15 protein-coding genes are annotated in these 16,811 nt (G+C 62.9%); 1 reads left to right on the top strand and 14 read right to left on the bottom strand.

The window, feature by feature from the left end:
- Positions 1–4: 4 nt before the first annotated feature.
- Positions 5–1,156, top strand: a complete 1,152-nt coding sequence (gene pufC, locus GTW23_RS16120) for a photosynthetic reaction center cytochrome PufC (protein WP_252916503.1) — start codon at positions 5–7, stop codon at positions 1,154–1,156.
- 347 nt (positions 1,157–1,503) lie between these two features.
- Here pufC and idi read toward each other — a convergent pair whose 3' ends face one another.
- The 14 genes from idi to bchB form a co-directional block, all read right to left on the bottom strand.
- Entirely contained in the window at positions 1,504–2,028 is a 525-nt protein-coding gene (gene idi, locus GTW23_RS16125; protein ID WP_252916504.1) for an isopentenyl-diphosphate delta-isomerase, read from the bottom strand.
- A gap of 14 nt (positions 2,029–2,042) precedes the next feature.
- Positions 2,043–2,822, bottom strand: coding sequence for a spheroidene monooxygenase (locus tag GTW23_RS16130; RefSeq protein ID WP_252916505.1), 780 nt, complete (start codon positions 2,820–2,822; stop codon positions 2,043–2,045).
- Positions 2,823–2,895: 73 nt separating this feature from the next.
- The gene (gene hemA, locus GTW23_RS16135) at positions 2,896–4,113 is read right to left on the bottom strand and encodes a 5-aminolevulinate synthase (RefSeq protein ID WP_152009525.1); all 1,218 of its coding nucleotides are present in this window, start codon (positions 4,111–4,113) and stop codon (positions 2,896–2,898) included.
- A gap of 21 nt (positions 4,114–4,134) precedes the next feature.
- A complete protein-coding gene (puhE, locus tag GTW23_RS16140; RefSeq protein WP_152009524.1) occupies positions 4,135–4,977 on the bottom strand; it encodes a putative photosynthetic complex assembly protein PuhE in 843 nt (280 codons plus the stop codon).
- A gap of 12 nt (positions 4,978–4,989) precedes the next feature.
- On the bottom strand, positions 4,990–6,093 hold the full coding sequence (acsF, locus tag GTW23_RS16145) for a magnesium-protoporphyrin IX monomethyl ester (oxidative) cyclase (RefSeq protein WP_252916506.1): 1,104 nt from the start codon (positions 6,091–6,093) through the stop codon (positions 4,990–4,992).
- Positions 6,090–6,395 (bottom strand): hypothetical protein, encoded by a 306-nt coding sequence (locus GTW23_RS16150; protein WP_152009522.1) that lies wholly within the window; start codon positions 6,393–6,395, stop codon positions 6,090–6,092. The genes acsF and GTW23_RS16150 overlap by 4 nt, the downstream gene beginning before the upstream one ends.
- The gene (gene puhC, locus GTW23_RS16155) at positions 6,392–6,898 is read right to left on the bottom strand and encodes a photosynthetic complex assembly protein PuhC (protein WP_252916507.1); all 507 of its coding nucleotides are present in this window, start codon (positions 6,896–6,898) and stop codon (positions 6,392–6,394) included. The genes GTW23_RS16150 and puhC overlap by 4 nt, the downstream gene beginning before the upstream one ends.
- A gap of 4 nt (positions 6,899–6,902) precedes the next feature.
- Complete coding sequence (gene puhB / locus GTW23_RS16160) at positions 6,903–7,583, bottom strand: photosynthetic complex putative assembly protein PuhB (RefSeq protein ID WP_152009520.1); 681 nt, start codon at positions 7,581–7,583, stop codon at positions 6,903–6,905.
- A complete protein-coding gene (puhA, locus tag GTW23_RS16165; RefSeq protein ID WP_252916508.1) occupies positions 7,580–8,377 on the bottom strand; it encodes a photosynthetic reaction center subunit H in 798 nt (265 codons plus the stop codon). The genes puhB and puhA overlap by 4 nt, the downstream gene beginning before the upstream one ends.
- Before the next feature lie 26 nt (positions 8,378–8,403).
- Complete coding sequence (locus GTW23_RS16170; protein WP_252916510.1) at positions 8,404–9,846, bottom strand: BCD family MFS transporter; 1,443 nt, start codon at positions 9,844–9,846, stop codon at positions 8,404–8,406.
- The gene (gene bchM / locus GTW23_RS16175) at positions 9,843–10,544 is read right to left on the bottom strand and encodes a magnesium protoporphyrin IX methyltransferase (protein WP_252916512.1); all 702 of its coding nucleotides are present in this window, start codon (positions 10,542–10,544) and stop codon (positions 9,843–9,845) included. Before bchM ends, GTW23_RS16170 begins: the two co-directional genes overlap by 4 nt.
- Positions 10,545–10,553: 9 nt before the next feature.
- Positions 10,554–11,498, bottom strand: a complete 945-nt coding sequence (gene bchL, locus GTW23_RS16180) for a ferredoxin:protochlorophyllide reductase (ATP-dependent) iron-sulfur ATP-binding protein (protein WP_375589034.1) — start codon at positions 11,496–11,498, stop codon at positions 10,554–10,556.
- Positions 11,495–15,253 (bottom strand): magnesium chelatase subunit H, encoded by a 3,759-nt coding sequence (locus tag GTW23_RS16185; RefSeq protein ID WP_252916514.1) that lies wholly within the window; start codon positions 15,251–15,253, stop codon positions 11,495–11,497. The genes bchL and GTW23_RS16185 overlap by 4 nt, the downstream gene beginning before the upstream one ends.
- Positions 15,228–16,811 carry a ferredoxin:protochlorophyllide reductase (ATP-dependent) subunit B gene (bchB, locus tag GTW23_RS16190; RefSeq protein ID WP_252916516.1) on the bottom strand — a complete coding sequence of 528 codons (1,584 nt, stop codon included), beginning with the start codon at positions 16,809–16,811 and terminating at the stop codon, positions 15,228–15,230. The genes GTW23_RS16185 and bchB overlap by 26 nt, the downstream gene beginning before the upstream one ends.

Genomic DNA, 16,811 nt, shown 5'->3' on the forward strand with positions numbered 1-16,811 from the left:
GACCATGAAACTCTGGATACCGTTTGCCGCCGCTGCCGGCGTGTTTGTCGGGGCCGCCATCATCTTCGGCGCCGACTGGGACCTGCCGCCCGTCGATACCGATCAGATCGGCTATCGCGGAACCGGCATGTACCACACGCTCGACCGCGAGGATCAGGCAGCCCTCAGGCTCGCCAATGTCGCGCCCGAACCGCTCTACGAGGCGGACCCGGAAGGCGACCGTGCCGGCGAGTTCTATGAAAACGTTCAGGTGCTCGGGGATCTGTCCACCGACGAGTTCAACCTGTTCATGGCCTCGATCACCGAGTGGGTGTCGCCCGTCCAGGGCTGTGCCTATTGTCACAATGAGGAGAACCTTGCCTCCGACGAGGTTTACACCAAGGTCGTCGCCCGCCGCATGATCCAGATGACGCAGACCGTCAACGTGGACTGGCAGGCTCATGTCGCCGAGACCGGCGTCACCTGTTACACCTGTCACCAGGGTCAGCCGGTGCCGGCAAATGTCTGGTCACGCAATCTCGTGCCGGGTGAAAAGGGAACGGCCCTCGGCTGGAGCGGCGGTCAGAACATTGTCAACGAGACGGCCGGCAACACGTCCTTGCCGATCAATGCCCTCGAAAGCTATCTGCTCGAAGACAAGCCGATCCGCGTTCACTCGCTCACCGCTCTGCCCAATGGCGAGAATACCGCCACCACCAAGGAGACCGAGGAAACCTGGGGCCTGATGATGCACATGTCCGAGAGTCTCGGCGCCAACTGCATGACCTGCCACAATTCCCGCGCCTTCAACGACTGGGACCAGAGCCCGCCGCAGCGCGTGACGGCCTGGCACGGCATCCGCATGGCGCGTGAGATCAACCAGACCTACATGACCGGACTGGCCCCTGTCTTCCCGGACAATCGCAAGGGGCCCGAGGGTGACGTTCTCAAGGTGTCATGCGCCACCTGCCACAACGGAGTTCAAAAGCCCCTCTACGGTGTCTCGATGCTCAGGGAGTTCGTCGATTCACTGGGCACGAAGACCAACACCGATGTGCCGGACTACACCACCTACAAGCCGGGGGAGACGACCACCATGTCGCCGGCGAACACCACGTCGATCGAACCGCTCAACGGTGCGATCGGGGAGGATACGGCTCTGGCATCCGCCGATTGAGCCTTGCAGCAGCAGGCAGCGCTTTCCCTCAGCGTGCGCTTGCGCAAAGGAGAACCGGAGATCGCGAGATCTCCGGTTCTTCTGTTTTCAGCCGAGAAAAAGAATCAGGAGAAAGCGGGATCCGGCTTCGAATCCTCAAACAGGCGAAAACGCTACGACAGGGCATACCCTTTCGGTTCGGATGTCGCCGGAGTTGCTCTGGAATCGGGAAATCAAGTGCTTGGCTGTCGAGACAGAGCGCGCCTGGCCGAGAAAAGAAACAGGCGTTGGCAGCGCCCTTTGCTCCGGTTCAGCGAGGCGAGTGACGACTTGCCGTCATGGCGTTGGCCGTCAAGGCTGCCGACAGCTCAGAAGACAAGATCGGGATAGCGCTCGGCATAGATCCGGAACCAGGGGGTGAAGTTCTCGGGCTGCCGGGCAATCTCCGCATGCAGCTCGTCCTTGCTGATCCAGCGCGTCTCTTCGACCTCGAGCGGATCGGGCAGGAGCTCGACCGATGTGCGGTCCGCGCTGCCGATATACATGGTGACCTTCTCGTGCTCGTGCAGGCCATTGCCGACATCGGCCGAATACTCGACCACACGCCTGCGCGACAGCGGCACATTGAAGCCCAGCTCTTCGCGCAACCGCCGGCGCGCGCAGCGGTCGATCGGCTCGTCCCAGTAAGGGTGAGAACAGCAGGTGTTCGCCCACAGGCCGCCGCAATGATATTTCGAGGAAGCCCGTTTCTGGATGAGCAGGTGCTCGCCGTCAAACACGAAGATCGAGATCGCCAGGTGAAACAGCCCGTCGACATGGGCCTTGAGCTTTTCCACCGGATAGAGCGAACCGTCTCCGGCGATGGCGGGAATGATGATGGGATGCGTGTTCATTCTGTTTTCCTGTCTCATCCTGCTGCGGCCGATCGTGCTGCCATGGCACCGGCCCCGGACCGTGTGCGGTCTTCTGCCTTTCCCGAAAGATCACGATCCAGTCCTGACATGTCCGTCAGGCCCTGCCAATCGCCTTGCGTGGCCAGCAGGTTGAATCGCGTAAAGCAATACTCCGAAAACCAGTTTTCCTGGTAGGCGAGGCGGACAGCCTCGCCATGGGTGGCGCTTTCCCTTGAGAACCGTTCCATCGCCTCGGCCGATTGCCACATCGACACGGTTACCTGGTGCAGCCAGGGAATTTCGCCAGTGCCGATCATGAAACGCCGCATGTCTTCCCGTTCCACGGTCTCGGAGATTGCCGGCACGCGGGACCAGAAGCGAAACAGCTTGGATGGCCGGATCGAGGCCCGTGTCAGCGCCACCAGCGGAAGCTGCTGGTCACGGGCATCAGCCGCAACCTCGAACCGGTGACCATCCCACCGGCCGCGGCTGGCGACAGGCTCGAGATAGAGTGTCGCCATCCGGTCAGCCACCTGGCGGTGACCCTCGAGCCCAACCGCCGACGCGATGCGTTCGCGCGCGACCTCCATCGACGGCCATTCGGCCAGCAGCGTGTAGACGCTGAAATTCGGACGCGTCGAAAAACCGGCGCCGGAACCGGTTCCCATAAGCTTGAAAAACCGCAGGTCAGGGATCTTGCGCAGCGCAGGCTTCGCCAGCCCCATCTGCGAAAATGCCCAAAGGCGCTTTCTCAGCGTGGCAAAGCCGAACAGCGAAAATGTCACAACCGTCACCGGCCACTCTCCGTTCCCTATCGCCGCCGGCGCATGGTCCGGAGCGTTGCTGCCCCGGTTGACTTGACCGGGGTCAGGCCACCGCCCGCGACAGCGCGCATTGCGACCACAGATCGCACAGCGAATCCACAAGATGTCTCAGATCCCCGTCGCTGTGCATCGGGGTCGGGGTAAAGCGCAGCCGCTCGGTGCCCACCGGTACGGTCGGGTAGTTGATCGGCTGGACGTAAACCCCGTAAGTGTCGAGCAGGATGTCGGAAATCCATTTGCATTTCTTGGCGTCGCCGACCATCACCGGCACGATGTGGCTCGGATTCTGCATGTGCGGAATTCCCTTGGCATCGAGCATTGCGCGGAATTTGGCGACATTATTGCGGTGCCCGGCACGCTCGAACTCGCTGACCTTGAGATGCTGGATCGACGCGGTTGCGCCGGCTGCCAGCGCGGGCGGAATGGCGGTGGTAAAGATAAAGCCGGACGAGAAGCTGCGGATGAAGTCACAGACGGCCGTAGAGCCGGTGATGTAGCCGCCCATCACTCCGAAGGCCTTGCCCAGCGTGCCCTCGATGATCGTGACCCGGTCCATCAGCCCGTCACGTTCCGCAACACCGCCGCCGCGCGGGCCATACATGCCGACCGCATGCACCTCGTCGAGATAGGTCATGGCGCCGAACTGCTCTGCAACGTCAAGAATCTCTTCGATCGGGGCCATGTCGCCGTCCATCGAATAGACGCTTTCGAACGCCACCAGCTTCGGCGCCGCGGGATCGTCCGCCGCCATCAGCTCGGCCAGGTGCTTGGGATCATTGTGCCGCCAGAGGCGCTTCTCGGCGCGGCTGTGGCGGATCCCCTCGATCATCGAGGCATGGTTGAGTGCGTCCGAATAGATGATCAGCCCCGGGATCTTGGCCCCAAGCGTGCCCAGCGCTGCCCAGTTGGAAACGTAGCCCGAGGAAAAGATCAGCGCCGATTCCTTGCCGTGCAGGTCGGCGAGCTCCCGTTCAAGCAGAACGTGGGCATGGTTGGTGCCCGAAATGTTGCGGGTGCCGCCCGCGCCGGCGCCGCACTGGTCGACAGCCGCGTGCATCGCCGCGATCACCTTGGGGTTCTGGCCCATGCCCAGATAGTCATTGGAACACCAGACCGTGACATCGTGGGTGCTGCCGTCCTGGCGGTGGCGCGTGGCACGGGGGAAACCGCCTGCATGCCGCTCGAGTTCCGCAAAGACGCGGTAATTGCCTGCCTTGTGCAGGGTCTCTAGCTGTGAAGTGAAGTAGCGGTTGAAGTCCATTTGGGTGATCCCCCTAATCTCTCAGGCCCGTGCGGTCGCTCGGGAAGTTTTGGTTTCCGGTGTGGTGTGAATGACGGCCGGGTGGTCCCGGTTCTTCTCCGAGGAGACCTTGTTTGCCTTCTCCATCGCCCAGCCCCACAGGGCTGAGTCACGGACCGGCAGCACAAGAAACAGATGTTCGATCAGCGCCAGGGCGGCAAACGAGGCGAGCAGCGTCCATTTGACGGCCGCATGGTCGGTCGCCGCGGTCGCCGCTGCCGCCACCAGCCAGGCCAGCAGCACGGCGCTGCCGCAAAGCGACAGGTAGAACCAGCCGCTGGTCCGGTCGGTGCGGAAATAGCTTTTCAGATAGGACAGGCGGTCGGGCAGCATGTCGCTGATGGCGTGACGCGCGCCGAGATAGATGTTGAGCTTGGTCGAGATGCGCATCACCCAGAGCAGGCAGAATGTCAGAAGCCCAGTGGTGTTGACCGCATCGCTCATCAGCCACAGCAGGCCGAGCACGGTTGCGAAAAGGGCGATCTCGTGGTCACGCACGGTCAGGAATGCCGCCCTGAAGCGGGTCTTCTCGCGCGGCGCTTCTCCGGCGGCAACGCGCCGGGGACCGGTGACCAGCCCGATCAGGAAGGTTGTTTCATGCCAGGCCCACAGCGCCAGCGCCGAGAAGAAGGCGAGATAGGCCGAGGCCGCGGTTGAGATATCTGCGGTGGCGATCATTCCAGAGAGACCCAGGAGGGCAACTCCGGATGCCAGCGCCATCACTGTCTTGAAACGGCGGCTTCCTGCCCGCGCCAGCCCAAGCACCAGCCCGGTGGCGATCCACCAGGCGAGGCTTGCGATCAGGACTGCGGACAGGAAGGTCATCCGTTCGGCTCCTTACCAGACCGGCTGCAGCCGGCTCTTGACCGGGATTGCGTTGCTCTTGGTCGGGATCATGTAGAGCCGGGCGAAGGTCAGACCGGCACGGCCCATGTGAAAGGCCTTGGCGATCTTGCCAGAGATCCCGCCGCGCTCTTCGGCGGCATTGACCTGATCATTGATCCGGTTGAGCTTGCGCACGCAGGCAATGAAGCCCGGATGATCAAGGTCGAGCGTGATCGGGAACACCTGCTTCGTGATTTCGCTGGTCAGGCGGAAGACCTTCATGTCGTAGTCCTCGATGCCGATATCCAGCGCCTTGTGGAATGCCGGACGGGCATGATCGCGCACATACATGGTGGAGAACACGGCCAGCAGGAAGAACTTGATCCAGTAGACGTTGGCTCCCGAGAGCAGCTTCGGATCCGACCGCATGATCAGCGAGAAGGCTTCGCCGTGACGGAACTCGTCATTGCACCACTCCTCGAACCACTTGAAGATCGGATGGAAGCGCTTGTCCGGGTTTTTCTGCAGGTGCCGGTAGATGGTGATGTAGCGTGCATAGCCGATCTTTTCCGACAGGTAGGTCGCGTAGTAGATGAATTTCGGCCGGAAATAGGTGTATTTCTTGGCCTTGGCCAGAAAGCCCATGTTCACGCCGATGTTGAACTCTTTCAACGCGTCGTTGATGAAACCGGCATGGCGGCTTTCATCCCGGCTCATCAGTCCGAACAGTTCGCAGATTTCCTTGTTGGTGCCGCGGCGCTTCATTTCCTTGTAGAGCACGCAACCGGAAAACTCGGCTGTCAGCGAGGAGACCAGGAAGTCGATGAACTCCCGGCGCAGCTCGTCGGGCAGGGCGTCGATGTCGATCTGGTCCCAGTCGGCGTTGCGCTTGAAATGGCCCTTGTTCGGATCCGAACGCATTTCCGCGATCAGTTCGTCCCATTCCTCCCGTACGCCCGACACGTCAAGACGATCCATCTCGTCGAAGTCGGTGGTGTAGAACCGCGGGTTGAGCATGGTCGATTCGACCGCGGTCTTGGTCGTGTCATTGATGTCGGGCTGGGCGCCCGCAGCGGCTTTCGATCTGGCAAGATCGGGTTCAACGTGCTTGTTCATGCCCGTGCCCTCTCTGAAAAGCTGAATTCACACAGTTCCATGAACTCGAAATCGCCGGTGGCGCGTGTCCATGTCCGTTCAAGCGCGCTGGCGCGCGTGATCGTCGCCGTCCGGCGGAAGCTCTCGCAATGGCCGTAGGGCACTTCCACTGGCGCGCCGTGCACCATCACCTCGTCACCGGGATGGACCACCACGCCGTTGTCGAAGCGCAGGTGAGCGCCCAGTTCCTCGAATGTATTGTTGATTTCGACAGTGCACGGAACCTCTTCCCTGCGCCGTCCTATCAGCGGTGTCTTGCTCATGGCTTCTCATTCCCTCTCGAAGCTAGCAGTTCAGCATAAGCGGCGGCGTTATCAGGCCCGAAGGCATTGAGATAAATCCGTTCGCCGGTGGCGGTATCGGAGAGCGACACGGAGCCGTTCTCCCATCTGATCAGCCGGTAAGGCAGCCCTTCAGGCGTTTCAGCCATCAGCCGCATCCGTGACAGGGCCCTGAGCGAGCCCCGCACGAAACCACCCTCTTCCGGCGCAAGGGTGATGATTGGTTCGCCCGTCCGGGCATCTGAAATCGTGATTTCCGTGTCATGCGCCCCGGCGATCACGATGTCGCGGACTGCCTGCGGCTGGCCATAGACGTTGAGCACCGTGCCAATACCGGTCTTCATCCCGAAGAGCGTCGCGGCGATTGAGAACCCGAGCAGTCCCAGGCCAAGCACCAGCGGAAACCGCGGAAACCGCCGCGCCTTGCGGCTCGGCGATTGCGGTCCGCGGTCTGCCTCGGGATAGTGGGGGCTCAACGCGTTCATGATCTTACTCCGCGGCTTCGATTGCCGGGGCGGATGACACCGGTCCGGTCTGTTTGGGGGAGGCGGATGCCAGTCTTTCAACGATCCTTGGCGTTCTGCTGACTGCCAGCGCGGAGGACAGCACGTTGGCCGCGATGGCCACGTCCTTCAGGCAGATCATCTGCGGCATCAACGCACCTTTCTTGAACCCGCGCACATGCGGCCAGAACACCAGCCAGGACAGCCGGTCGCCGGGCTTGAGCGTCAGCGCGATGTCGCCATTGCCGTTCGTGTCCTCGCGCATATCCGCCGAGAGGATCCGGGTGAAGGGCAGGTTGAACGTCGCCGAAAGCGCCACACCGATGCGCATGACGATGCGCTTGTTGGTGATCGTATAGAGCGTGGTCTTCTGTACCCCCCAGGCGAAGGCCTCCAAAAGGCCGATCGCGATGGTCGACAGGATGGCGAGCGCGCCCGAAGAGAACAGGATTTCGCTTGGCAGCCGGCCATCATAGATGCCGGCGGTTATGTTCCACAGCACCAGCACCCCGAAATAGCCCGCGATCCAGCGTGTCTTCATGATCTGGCGAGAGACCTGTGCCGATGACGGCGCACCCTGCCAGAGAATATGCTCGCCTTCGGGCAGCCGGCCGGGTAGGCCGGGCACCGGTTCATAATCGTGTTCTGGTCCGCCGGTCTCGCTCATGCCAGCGGCTCCTGGCGGCTCGGGTCGGCATAGAGCAGGCCGGAACCGAAATAGGCGGTGATCTGGTCTTCCTCGAGGAAGCTCACGCTGTCCGACTGCTTGGTGCTGGGCACCGATGCGAACTGCTCGCCGCGCAGGGCGTGCACATAGAAGATGCGTTCGCCGTCCCCGGTCTTGCGGAAGACACCGAAATTGATTGGCACCAGGATCTGTCGCGGCGCATCGCCCACTTCGGTGGTGGCTTCGAGGTAGCGCAACATCTGTTCCGAGCGGTCAACCCAGACATCGGAAACGGTGCCGGCAACAACCAGGTCGTAGCCAACCACCCGCACGCCGACGGGATTGATCTCGCCCTCGGCAACGGCGAAGTCGCTCGCCACCCGCAGCGGCACGATCTTGGCCTTGCCGTCATGGCTGAGGTCCGGTGTGTCGGACCGTTCCGCCCAGGAGCCGGGACCGATCGAATCGAGCATCGGGTTTTCGCCGGTGGGCAGGTAGGGCGCGCCCGAGAAATTCGCGATCTTGGCGCCCGGTACGGGCCGGTCGGCATTGTCGCGCTTGTCGTTGGGGACCGACACCTCACCGTGGCCGTGCGGCAGCAGGAAGGTCTTGGCCGGCGGCAGGAACAGCCAGTCGTCGCGGTTGAACGCGCCCGACTGATCGGCTTCCAGCGGGTAGCCTTCGCGGCGGTCTTCCTGCCGAATGTAGAAAAGCAGCAGCGCGAAAAACACCCAGAACGCGTATAGCGTCACCTGGGCGACATCGATGTATCCTGTAATGGCTCCGGTTTCCATGACTTCTCTCCTTGCTGCGCGGCGCTTCAGCCGGGCATTTCTGCCAGTCCGAAGCGTGGGCTCCGGGTTTGATTGGGGATTGAGCGGCGGGCAGCGAGCGGCCCGAGAGCCGCGAGCGCCGCAAACAGCAGCCCGATTTCGAGGTGATAGACAACGCTGTACCCGGCAGCCGGTGCGCTGAGCGCGGCACCGGGCTCAGCCCCGGCCACAAGGCTGTTGACGCCGTCGCGGATCAGCCCGCCGGCGGCAAGCCCGAGCCCGATGGCCGTTGCCTGAACCGCGCCCCAGGCGCCGATGGCGAGGCCATTGTCGGACTTTTCCGCGATATCCATCGCTGCCAGCATTGTGCAGACGGCAAACAGACCTCCGCCAAAGCCGATGATACCCGCGCCGGTGCGGAACAGGTTGGCTGCATGAAGCGGCTCGGAAAAGATGATCGCCGAAAAACCGGTAATGCCCGCCACCAGCCCGAGGGCTGCCAGCCGGTACATGTTGGCACCCTTCTGCAGGGCGCGGCCGGCATGGGCGAAGCCGAGCAGGGTGCCCGCGGCCCAGATCGCCGTCAGCAGCGTCGTCTGGCTCACCGTAAGCTTGAGAACCTCGCCGCCATAGGGCTCGAGCAGCACGTCCTGCATCGAGAACGCGCCGGCGCCGAGCGCCACCGCGACCAGCAGGCGGATGGTTCCCTTTTCCTTGCGGTAGGCGGCAAAGGCCTCGGAAAAACGCGGTGTCTCGCGGTTGTGCCGGGTCGCCACCGGGTTGCGCGGCTCCTGTTTCCACAGGCAGATGACGTTGAGCACAACGGTGACGACGGCGGCGCCCTGGACCACCTTGATCAGGATCAGAGGCGAGTAGTTGCGCAAAAGGATGGCGAAGACGATCGAGGCGATCAGCATGCCGACCAGCAGCATGACATACATCAGCGCCACCACCCGCGGCCGGTTTTCCTCCGCCGACAGATCCGTGGCGAGCGCCAGCCCGGCAGTCTGCGCCATGTGCATGCCAAGCCCCGTGAGCAGGAAGGCCAGCAGCGCACCCGCAGGTCCCGCCCATTCCGGGCCGGTGGTCTGCGATTGCAGCAGCAGAAGCGCGAATGGCATGATCGCCAGCCCGCCGAACTGCAGGATGGTGCCTAGCCAGATATAGGGCACGCGACGTACCCCGAGCGCGGATTTGTAGGTGTCGGACCGGTGGCCGATCAACGCCCGGAACGGGGCGGCCAGCACCGGGATCGCCACCATCAGCGCCACCAGCGAGGTGGGCACGCCGAGCTCGACGATCATCACCCGGTTGAGCGTGCCGGTCAGAAGCACCGCAGCCATGCCGATGGACCACTGGAACATCGACAGCCGCATCAGCCGGCCAAGCGGAAGGTCCTCGGTCGCCGCATCTGCAAACGGCAGATAGCGCGGACCGAGCGACTTCCATGTGTCGAGCATCTTGCGGTTGGCTGTGGCGACGATCTTCATGAGCGGACGAGCTCCTGCGCCTCGGAGATGTAGAATCCGCTCGAAATCCGCGCGGTCTCACCCCGGCTCCAGTCCTGCATGTCGCCGCGTGCAAGCATCCGGTTCATCATCTGGTCGATCACCACCGGATGGATCAAAGGCGAGCGGTCGCTGCGCGGAAACAGGCCTCCCAGCTTGTGCATCGCGGCAAGAAACCCGGTACGCGGGGCAAGCGTGAACACCATCTTCCGGCTGGTGCGATGCGCCAGTCCGGCGATCGCAGCAGTGGCTTCATCGCCGCTGTAGTGAATGAGTGCATCCATCGACACCACGGCATCAAAGTCGCCATGTTCCGGCGACAGCATGTCACCGGCGGTCAGGCGCACCGATCCGTCATTGCGGATCGCAGGCAGGGCTTCGTTTGCGTGCTCGATCATCTGCGGCGAGAGGTCGACGCCCAGCACATCCGCGCCGCGGTGGGCCAGCTCGATTGCCAACGGCCCGGCGCCGCAGCCGGCATCGAGGATGCGCCAGCCGCTCAGGTCTTCGCCAAACCGGTCGAGGATTGCCTGGCGCATGGCATCCCGTCCCGCACGCACCGTGGCGCGCACACCGGACACCTTTTCGGTCGAGATCAACCGTTTCCAGGCGTCGAGCGCGGTGCGGTCGAAATAGGTCTGGATCTCATCCCGGCGCTTGATGTAGGCGGCGTCCTGCATGGTCCTGTCTCACTCGAAACCGAGGAAATCGAAGATCTCCCGGTCCTTCATCGGGTTGGCCGAGAGCTCTTCCGTTCCGGCCCACAATTGCTCGGCCAGCTTCATGTATTCCTGCTGGATCGACACGATCTCCGGATCGTCGCCCATTTCGAACAGCGTGCATTTTTTCAGCCGGCTCCTGCGCACGGCGTCGGAGTCGACGATATGGGCCAGCCGCTTGAGGCCGATCGCCTCGTTGTAGCGGTCGATCTGGTCGGTTTCGCGTGAGCGGTTGGCGATGACGCCGCCAAGCCGCACGTCGTAGTTTTTCGACTTGGCCTTGATGGCGGCGACGATGCGGTTCATCGCGAAGATCGAATCGAAATCGTTGGCGGCCACAACCACGGCGCGCTCTGCATGCTGCAGCGGAGAGGCGAAGCCGCCGCAGACAACGTCGCCGAGCACGTCGAAAATCACCACATCGGTGTCCTCGAGCAGGTGATGCTCCTTGAGCAGTTTGACCGTCTGACCTACAACGTAGCCGCCGCAGCCGGTGCCTGCGGGCGGGCCGCCGGCCTCGACGCACTGCACGCCGTTGAAGCCCTCGAACACGAAGTCTTCGGTCCTGAGTTCCTCGGGATGAAAATCGACACCTTCGAGCACATCGATCACCGTCGGGATCAGGCTCTTGGTCAGGGTGAAGGTGGAATCGTGCTTGGGGTCGCAGCCGATTTGCAAGACCCGCTTGCCCAGCATCGAAAACGCCACCGACAGGTTTGATGATGTCGTCGACTTGCCGATGCCGCCCTTGCCGTAGATGGCGAAGACCTTGGCCTTGCCCGCGTCCATTTCGGTTTCCAGATGCACCTGGACGCTGCCGTCGCCGTCACCATTGCCATCCAGGCCTGCGGCCTGCTTGAGCTTGGCGGTACGTGCCTCGTCCATGATCGTGCGCGGGTGGGTAAAGAGATTCATTCTGCAGCCTCCACGGACAAGCCTTCGGCACGATCTTCCATTTCCTCGCCCGCAGCGCAGAGCGCGGCCCAGGTATCGTCGTCCGGTGTCCAGTAATTTCTGTCTTTTGCCTCGATCAGGCGGTTGACCATGCGCAGCGATGAAGCGGGGTTCATCTCCGAAAGCCGCCGGCGCATTGCCTCATCGAGAATGAAGGTTTCGCTCAGCTTCTGGTACACCCAGGGCTGAACGTCGCCGGTGGTCGCCGACCATCCGACGGTGTTGGAAATCTGCGCCTCGATCTGGCGCACACCCTCGTAGCCGTGGGCAAGCATGCCCTCGAACCATTTCGGGTTGAGCGAACGCGTGTGGGTTTCAAGCGCCACCTGTTCACCAAGTGTCCGGACCTTGCCTTCGCCCTGGGTTTGGTCGGAGATGAACACCGGCAACTGCTTGCCGTTCTGGGCCAGTGAAACTGCTTTGGAAATACCACCCAGCGTGTCGAAGTAATGATCGATCGTGGTCACGCCGAGTTCGACCGAATCGAGGTTCTGGTAGGCCATGTCGACCTTGGCAAAGACATCGTTGAGCAGCTCGACCTGCGCCGACGACTTGCCCTTGCGGTCGATCGCAAAGCCCTTGCGGCTTGTGTAGGTGTCGGCGATTTCCTGGTCGTCGGTCCAGGCACTGGAGCCGATCAGGAAATTCACGTTGGCGCCATAGGCACCATCCGCATTGGAAAACACCCGGTAGGCAGCCTGCTCGAGGTCGCAGCCATGCTCGGCGGCATAGGCGAGCGCATGCTTGCGGATGAAATTCATGTCTTCCGGCTCATCGGCCACTGCCGCCAGGTAGGAAGCCTCGGCCAGCATCGAAGCCTGCAGCGGCAACAGATCCCGGAAGATCCCCGAAAGCGTCATCACCGCATCGATCCGCGGTCGCTTGAGCTCGTCGAGCGGGATCAGTTCGGCGCCACAGACCCGGTTGTAGGCGTCTAGCCGCGGCCGTGCGCCCATCAGCGCCATGGCCTGGGCCATCGGGCTGCCCTCGGTCTTCAGATTGTCGGTGCCCCACAGCACGATGGCGATGGTTTCGGGCAGCATGCCGTCGGTTTCGAAATAGCGCTCCAGCACCTTGGCCGCCTGCCGTGCACCGTCCTTGACGGCGTAGGCGCTTGGAATGCCGAACGGATCGAAGCCATGAATGTTGCGCCCGGTGGGCAGCATGTCCGGTGTCCTGAGAAGGTCGCCGCTGGGCGAGGGTGCCACGAAGCGGCCGTCGAGCGCGGTGATCAGCCCGTCGAGTTCACGGTTGTTGGCAAGATTGGCATTGGCCCGAACAAGCCGTTCGATCAGCGCGTCGGCCTCGTTGCCGCCGCCGCGTGCGGCATCGATGGCCGCAGTGTCGAAATCGGCGATGGCGTCGATCACTTCCGCTGCGGGCGATTTGGCCTCGTCGGCCTCGGCGATCTGGGCCAGCATCTCGCGACGCTCATCAAGGTTCATGGCGCGGCCGGCCACGTGCAGCCCGTGCGGGATCAGCGTATATTCGAGCTCAAGCATGGCAGCCGTCAGTTGCGCCACATAGCGTTCGGGATCGTCAGCCGGCACCGCACGGTTGAGCTCCAGCTGCCCGGCCTGGATCATGATCAGCTCGAACGCCTCGGTGCGTTCCTCGGTCTGGCTTGCATCCAGATTGCGCAGCCGGTCGAGCGAGGATTTGAGTTCGCTCAGGCCCTTGTAGAGCCCGGCATTGGTCACCGGCGGGGTCAGGTAGGACACAAGCGTTGCCGCCGACCGGCGCTTGGCAATCGTGCCTTCGGACGGGTTGTTGGCGGCATAGAGATAGAAATTCGGCAGATCCCCGACCAGCCTGTCCGGCCAGCACTTGCCCGACATGCCCGACTGCTTGCCAGGCATGAATTCGAGCGCGCCATGGGTGCCGAAATGAAGAACCGCATCGGCGCGGAAATTGCGCTTGAGATAGGTGTAGAACGCGGCGAACGCATGGGTCGGAGCAAAGCCCTTCTCGAACAGGAGCCGCATCGGGTCGCCCTCATAGCCGAAGCCCGGCTGGACTGCGACAAGCACATTGCCGAACTGCCGGCCGAGCACGAAGATCGACTTTCCGTTGGTGAAGATACGGCCTGGTGCAGGCCCCCATTGCGCCTCGATCTCGTCGAGGTGCTTCTCGTTGCGGACATGATCGTCGGCGCTCACCAGCGCATGCACATTGGCCAGCGCGCCATACTGCGCGGCATTGCCGTTGAGCACCATGTCGCGGAGGTCTTCAACGCTTGTGGGAACCTCGATCGTGTAGCCTTCGTCCCGCATCCTGAGCATCGTCGCATGCAGCGATTCAAACACCGACAGGAAGGCTGCTGTGCCCATATTGCCGGCGTTTGGCGGGAAGTTGAAAATCGTCAGCGCGACCTTGCGGCTGGCACGTTCGCTCTGGCGCAACGTCACCAGCTTTTCGATCCGTCCGGCCAGCACTTCCACCCTTTCTGGATGCGCGCTCATGCAGGAGCGGCCCTTGGGGCAGGTGCCGAGATTGCGGGCACAGACGCAAGGCTGGGTTCCTGACGCATTCTCGGTGCGGCCGCCGAACACCATGGTGCCGGTGGCGCCGTCGAGTTCCGGGATCGCCACCATGATGGTGGTCTCGATCGGCATCAGGCCGCGGTCGGATTCCTCCCAGCGCTCGATTGACTGGAACTCGGTCACATGCGCCGCCACGTAGGGTACGTCGAGTGTTGCGAGCGTCTCGGCGGCGGCTGCGGCATCGGAATAGGCCGGGCCTCCGACCAGCGAGAATCCGGTCAGCGACAGCATCGCGTCGATCCGGGTTCCGGTCTGCCCGCCCGACAGGAAGGCCTCGATCGGGCCGCGCATGTCGAGGCCCGAGGAAAACACCGGCACGACGTTGAAGCCACGGCGTTCAAGCGACCGGATCACGCCGTTGTAGTGGCCGGTGTCGCCCGACAGGATGTAGGAGCGCAGCAAGAGCAGGCCGATTGTGCCCCTGGCGCCGGGCTTGAGTGGCAGCGCCTTGATCCCGGCGCTGACCCGGCCCTTGATGTCGGGGTGATAAACGCCCTGTTCGGGATACTCGACCGGCGCCTGGGCTGTGACCTTGCCGCGCAGCGCGCGGCGCTCGCCATCGGCATACTTGTCGACCAAGAGCCGCACCAGGTTGGCGATATTGGCGTCTGATGCGGCAATCCGGTACTGCATGGCGATGAAATAGTTGCGCACGTCCTGCGCGGTGCCCGGGATGAACCGGAGCAGTTTCGGCAGCCGCTTGAGCATTGCCATCTGGCGCTCGCCTGCGGTCCGGCCGGTGTCCTTCTTGTTCTTGGACCGATCGCCGCGCAGTTTCTTCAAAAGGGCAAGCGGACCCTTCTGCTCGCCGTCCATCTTGAACCGGCCCATCGAGGTGTTCTTCATGATTTCGCCGGTCGACATGCAGCACATCATCGCGTCGCAGTGATCGCGCCGGGCGGCAAGCGACGGCCCGATGGCCTTAACGTGCTCCTCGATGAACAGCATCGAGGCGACAATGATGTTGCCCTTGGCGATGTCGTCCTTGCAGGCCTGCAATTTGTCCGGATTGTCATTCCAGTCGGTCGCCGCGTGCACGCTCAGGTGCAGATTGGGCAGTTCGTCCGCCAGCATCCGCCGCGCATCATCCACCGCTGCCGACATGTGATTGTCGAGCGTGATCAGAACCACATTGACTGGAGCGGTGTTAACGCCCGAAGTGTGCTTTGGCATCGTACAATGTCTCTATGGTGATCGGATTGAGCCCGTTTTGGGCCGCGTAGGATTCGGTGTTGCGCCGCGCCTTTCCGCGGACGAAGAAGGGGATCTTGCGCAGTTCGCGCTCGGCGTCGCTGGTCCAGGCCGGCTGGTCATCATTGGCGGCAGTTGAGGCCGCGGTGTCCGGGGCCGGGGCAGCAGGCTGTTCAGCCTGCGGGTCGGGCTGGTGGGCGCCTGCAGGCCCGCCATGGCTCAGATGCGAGGATCCGGCATCGTCATGGAACTCGAAATCGCCGCGGAACATCTGCAGCAGGTGCTCTTCAAGCCCCATCATCAGCGGATGCACCCAGCTGTCGAAGATCACGTTGGCGCCTTCAAAGCCCATCTGCGGCGAGTAGCGTGCGGGGAAATCCTGCACATGCACCGGGCTCGAGATCACGGCGCAGGGCAGCCTGAGCCGCTTGGCGGCGTGACGCTCCATCTGCGTTCCCAGAACCAGTTCCGGCTGGGCGGCAATGATGGCGTCCTCGACATCGAGATGATTGTCCGAAATTAGTGGCTCGACGCCGTATTTCGCAGCCGCCTCGCGGACATCGCGGGCAAACTCGCGCGAATAGGTGCCAAGCCCACAGACCTTGAAGCCGAGTTCTTCGGAAGCGATCCGGGCTGCGGCGATGGCATGGGTGGCGTCGCCGAAGACGAACACCCGCTTGCCGGTGAGATAATTGGAATCGATCGAGGCCGAGTACCAGGACAGCCGTTCGGCACCGGTTTCAAACAGTTCGGACGGTACCGAAACGCCCGCGACCTTGGCTACCTCGGCGACGAAGTCGCGCGTGGCACCGACGCCGATCGGAACCGTTGTCACCATCTCCTGGCCGAACTGGCGCTTGAGCCAGCGGGCCGCCGTGTCGGCGATTTCGGGATAGAGCACGATGTTGAAATGGGCCTGCGGGATCTGGGCGAGATCGGCCGGCGACGCGCCGAGCGGCGCCACCGTATTGATGCGGATCCCCAGCGATTCGACCAGCCGGACCACCTCGACGATGTCGTCGCGGTTGCGGAAGCCGAGCGAGGATGGGCCCAGAATGTTGCAGCTTGCCTGCTCGGGGGCAGTTTCCGGCTTGCCGGCGCCGCCGGCAAATGCCCGGACCAGCCGGTAGAAAGTCTCGGCAGCCCCCCAGTTCTCTTTCTTCTGGTAGGACGGCATTTCCAGGGGCACCACCGGAACGTTGAGGCCAAGCGTCTTGGCCAGTCCGCCAGGATCGTCCTGGATCAGCTCCGCTGTGCAGGAAGCTCCGACCAGGAGCGCTTGAGGCTTGAACCGGGCCACCGCGTCGCGCGCGGCGGTTTTGAAGATTTCGGCGGTGTCGCCGGAAAGATCGCGTGCCTGGAATGTTGTGTAGGTCACCGGCGGGCGCTTCTTGTTGCGCTCGATCATCGTGAACAAGAGGTCCGCATAGGTGTCGCCCTGCGGCGCGTGCAGCACGAAATGGACATCGCGCATCGAATTGGCGACGCGGATGGCGCCGACATGGGGAGGGCCTTCATATGTCCAGACGGTCAGTTCCAT

The organism is Parahoeflea alexandrii (assembly GCF_024105735.1).
GTDB classification, from domain to species: Bacteria; Pseudomonadota; Alphaproteobacteria; order Rhizobiales; family Rhizobiaceae; genus Hoeflea; species Hoeflea alexandrii.